Genomic DNA, 2,801 nt, shown 5'->3' on the forward strand with positions numbered 1-2,801 from the left:
CTGCCCGAGCAGAGCCTGGACGGGGTGCACATCTTTTTCCCCGACCCCTGGCACAAGAGCCGCCACCACAAGCGCCGCCTGATCCAGACGCCGTTCGTCAACCGCCTGGCCCGCCACCTCAAACCCGGCGGCTACCTGCACCTGGCCACCGACTGGGAACCCTACGCCCAGCAGATGCTGGAGGTGTTGAGCGCCGAGCCGCTGCTGGCCAACACGGCACCGGCGGGTGGCAACGGTTACGCACCCAAGCCCGACTACCGCCCCCTGACCAAGTTCGAGAACCGCGGCCTCAAGCTCGGCCACGGGGTGTGGGACCTGGTGTTCCGCCGGCTCTGAGCGCGCGCCTCAGTCGCCCGGTTTTTCGTCGGAGCCCAGCACCACATCGGCCGTCTTGCCGATGACCTTGCCGCCGATCCGGGCAGTGCCGACCGCTGCGTCCACCACCAGGCCGGCGGTGCCCACCACCGCCGAAGCGGCCACATCGGCCACCGCCAGCACGGTGCAACCGCCCAGGGCGGATGCCAGCACCGCCAGACAGGCGATGCGCGAGGCGCTTTGGCACATGCGGGAGGACAGCAGCCGGGGGTGGAAAGTGATCATGGGGTGGGTGCAGGGGACAACAAGCGCATGAGAATACCCGCTGCCGCCCCGCGCCCTGTCACCAAACTTTTCAGCCCGGACACATGTCACGCCCGCCGCGCAACCCTTTGATTCCGATGCGACACGGTGTGAGCGCCAGTTGCGTGGCGCTGCCCCAGCCGCCGGCGGGCACAGCGCCCTGGGCCAGCGTGCTGGACTTCCTGGCCCAGCGCCTGTCCAGAGTGGACCGCGCGGCATGGGCCGAGCGGCTGGCCCGCGGCGAGGTGCTGGACGAGCTGGGCCAGCCCGTGGCGGCCGATGCGCCCTACCGCGGCGGCACCCGCCTGCACTACTACCGCACGCTGGAAGCCGAACCGGTGGTGCCGTTTTCCGAAACCGTGCTGCACCAGGACGCGCACCTGCTGGTGGTCGACAAACCGCACTTCCTGCCGGTCACGCCCGGTGGGCGCTACGTGCAGCAGAGCCTGCTGGTGCGCCTGAAGCAGCGGCTGGACCTGCCCGAGCTCAGCCCGATCCACCGCATCGACCGCGAAACCGCTGGCCTGGTGATGCTGAGCGTGCGCCCGCAGGACCGGGCGGCCTACCAGGCGCTGTTCCGCGAACGGGCGGTGGACAAACTGTACGAAGCCATCGCGCCGTTCGATCCCGCGGTGGCGATGCCGCGCGTGCACCGCAGCCGCATGGGCGAGGACCCCCAGGCGTTCTACCGGATGCAGGAAACCGACGGGGAAGCGAACAGCGAAACCGGCATCGAGCTGCTGGAGCGGCGCGGCGCCTGGGCCCGCTACCGGCTGGCACCGGTGACCGGCAAACGCCACCAGCTGCGGGTGCACATGACCGCGCTGGGGCTGCCGCTGGCGGGCGACCAGTTCTACCCTTACGTGCGCCGCGGGCCGGACGAGCCCGAAGATTTTGCCGACCCGCTGCGCCTGCTGGCGCGTGGCATCGCCTTCACCGACCCGGTGACGGGCGAGCCGCGGCGGTTCGACAGCGGGCTGAGCCTAGACTGGCCCAGCCCCGCCTGAAACTCACAGGCGTTCTGCCACCCAGGCCTGCACCGAAGCCAGCGCCTTGGGCAGACCGGCGGCGTCGGTGCCACCGGCCATGGCCATGTCGGGCTTGCCGCCGCCTTTGCCGCCCACCTGCTGGGCGACGAAGTTCACCAGCTCGCCGGCCTTGACCTTGCCCATGCTGTCGGCCATCACGCCCGCGGCGATCTGCACCTTGCCACCGTCCACGGCAGCCAGCACGATGGCGGCGGTCTTGAGCTTGTCCTTGAGCTTGTCCATGGTCTCGCGCAGGGCCTTGGCGTCGGCGCCGGCCAGCGTCGCGGCCAGCACCTTGATGCCCTTGACATCCACCGCCTGGCTCACCAGTTCGTCGCCCTGGGCCGAAGCCAGGCGGCTCTTGAGCGCGTTCATTTCCTTTTCCAGCTCGCGCATCTGGTCCAGCAGCGCGCCCACGCGGGCCGGCACTTCGCCCGGCGCCACCTTGAGCGTGCCGGCCACGCCGCCCAGCGTGTCTTCCATGCCCTGCACGTAGCGCAGCGCGGTCAGGCCGGTGGTGGCTTCAACGCGGCGCACGCCGGCGGCCACGCCGCCCTCTGCGGTGATGGTGAAGAAGCCGATGTCGCCCGTGGCCTTCACGTGCGTGCCGCCGCACAGCTCGCGGCTGCTGCCGATGTCCAGCACGCGCACGGTGTCGCCGTACTTCTCGCCGAACAGCATCATGGCGCCGGTGCCCTTGGCCGATTCGATGTCCATCACACGCGCCTGGGTCGGCGCGTTGGCGACGATCTCCACGTTCACGCGGCGCTCGATCTCTCGGATCTGGTCGTCGGTCACCGGCGCGTTGTGGGTGAAGTCGAAGCGCGTCTTCTCGGCATCGACCAGCGAGCCCTTCTGCTGCACGTGGGCGCCCAGCACCTCGCGCAGGGCCTTGTGCATCAGGTGGGTGACGCTGTGGTTGCGCATGGTCGCAGCGCGCTGGTCGAGGTTGACCGACGCCGTGACCGTGTCGCCCACGGCCAGCGTGCCCTGCTCCACCACACCGTGGTGGCCGAACACGTCGGCCTTGATCTTCTGCGTGTCGCCGACGGCAAACGTCGCCACACCACTGGTGATGACGCCCTCGTCACCCACCTGGCCACCGCTCTCGGCGTAGAACGGCGTGGTGTCCAGCACCACGACACCCTGCTGGCC

At 69.9% G+C, this 2,801-nt stretch carries 4 protein-coding genes; 2 read left to right on the forward strand and 2 right to left on the reverse strand.

Features of this window, described 5'->3' with window-relative positions; translation table 11 throughout:
• Positions 1 to 336: tRNA (guanine(46)-N(7))-methyltransferase TrmB (gene trmB / locus ACR2JA_RS16460; RefSeq protein WP_434010154.1), on the forward strand; the 336-nt coding region annotated here is incomplete at its 5' end.
• A gap of 9 nt (positions 337 to 345) precedes the next feature.
• On the opposite strand, the gene ACR2JA_RS16465 is transcribed toward trmB, so the two are convergent.
• A complete protein-coding gene (locus ACR2JA_RS16465) occupies positions 346 to 600 on the reverse strand; it encodes a hypothetical protein (RefSeq protein WP_434010155.1) in 255 nt (84 codons plus the stop codon).
• An 83-nt stretch (positions 601 to 683) separates the two neighbouring features.
• Here ACR2JA_RS16465 and ACR2JA_RS16470 point away from each other — a divergent pair, with 83 nt between their 5' ends.
• The gene (locus tag ACR2JA_RS16470) at positions 684 to 1,625 is read left to right on the forward strand and encodes a pseudouridine synthase (RefSeq protein WP_434010156.1); all 942 of its coding nucleotides are present in this window, start codon (positions 684 to 686) and stop codon (positions 1,623 to 1,625) included.
• Positions 1,626 to 1,628: 3 nt separating this feature from the next.
• Here ACR2JA_RS16470 and ACR2JA_RS16475 read toward each other — a convergent pair.
• Positions 1,629 to 2,801 (reverse strand): DHHA1 domain-containing protein (locus tag ACR2JA_RS16475; protein ID WP_434010157.1); only part of this gene is annotated, 1,173 nt, incomplete at its 5' end.

The sequence above is a fragment of the Hydrogenophaga sp. genome (assembly GCF_051007235.1).
GTDB lineage: Bacteria > Pseudomonadota > Gammaproteobacteria > Burkholderiales > Burkholderiaceae_C > Hydrogenophaga.

Excerpts from the sequence above, each read along its gene's own strand:
- ACR2JA_RS16470 (WP_434010156.1), top strand. The coding sequence starts at position 684 with ATGTCACGCCCGCCGCGCAACCCTTTGATTCCGATGCGACACGGTGTG.
- ACR2JA_RS16465 (WP_434010155.1), bottom strand. The coding sequence starts at position 600 with ATGATCACTTTCCACCCCCGGCTGCTGTCCTCCCGCATGTGCCAAAGC.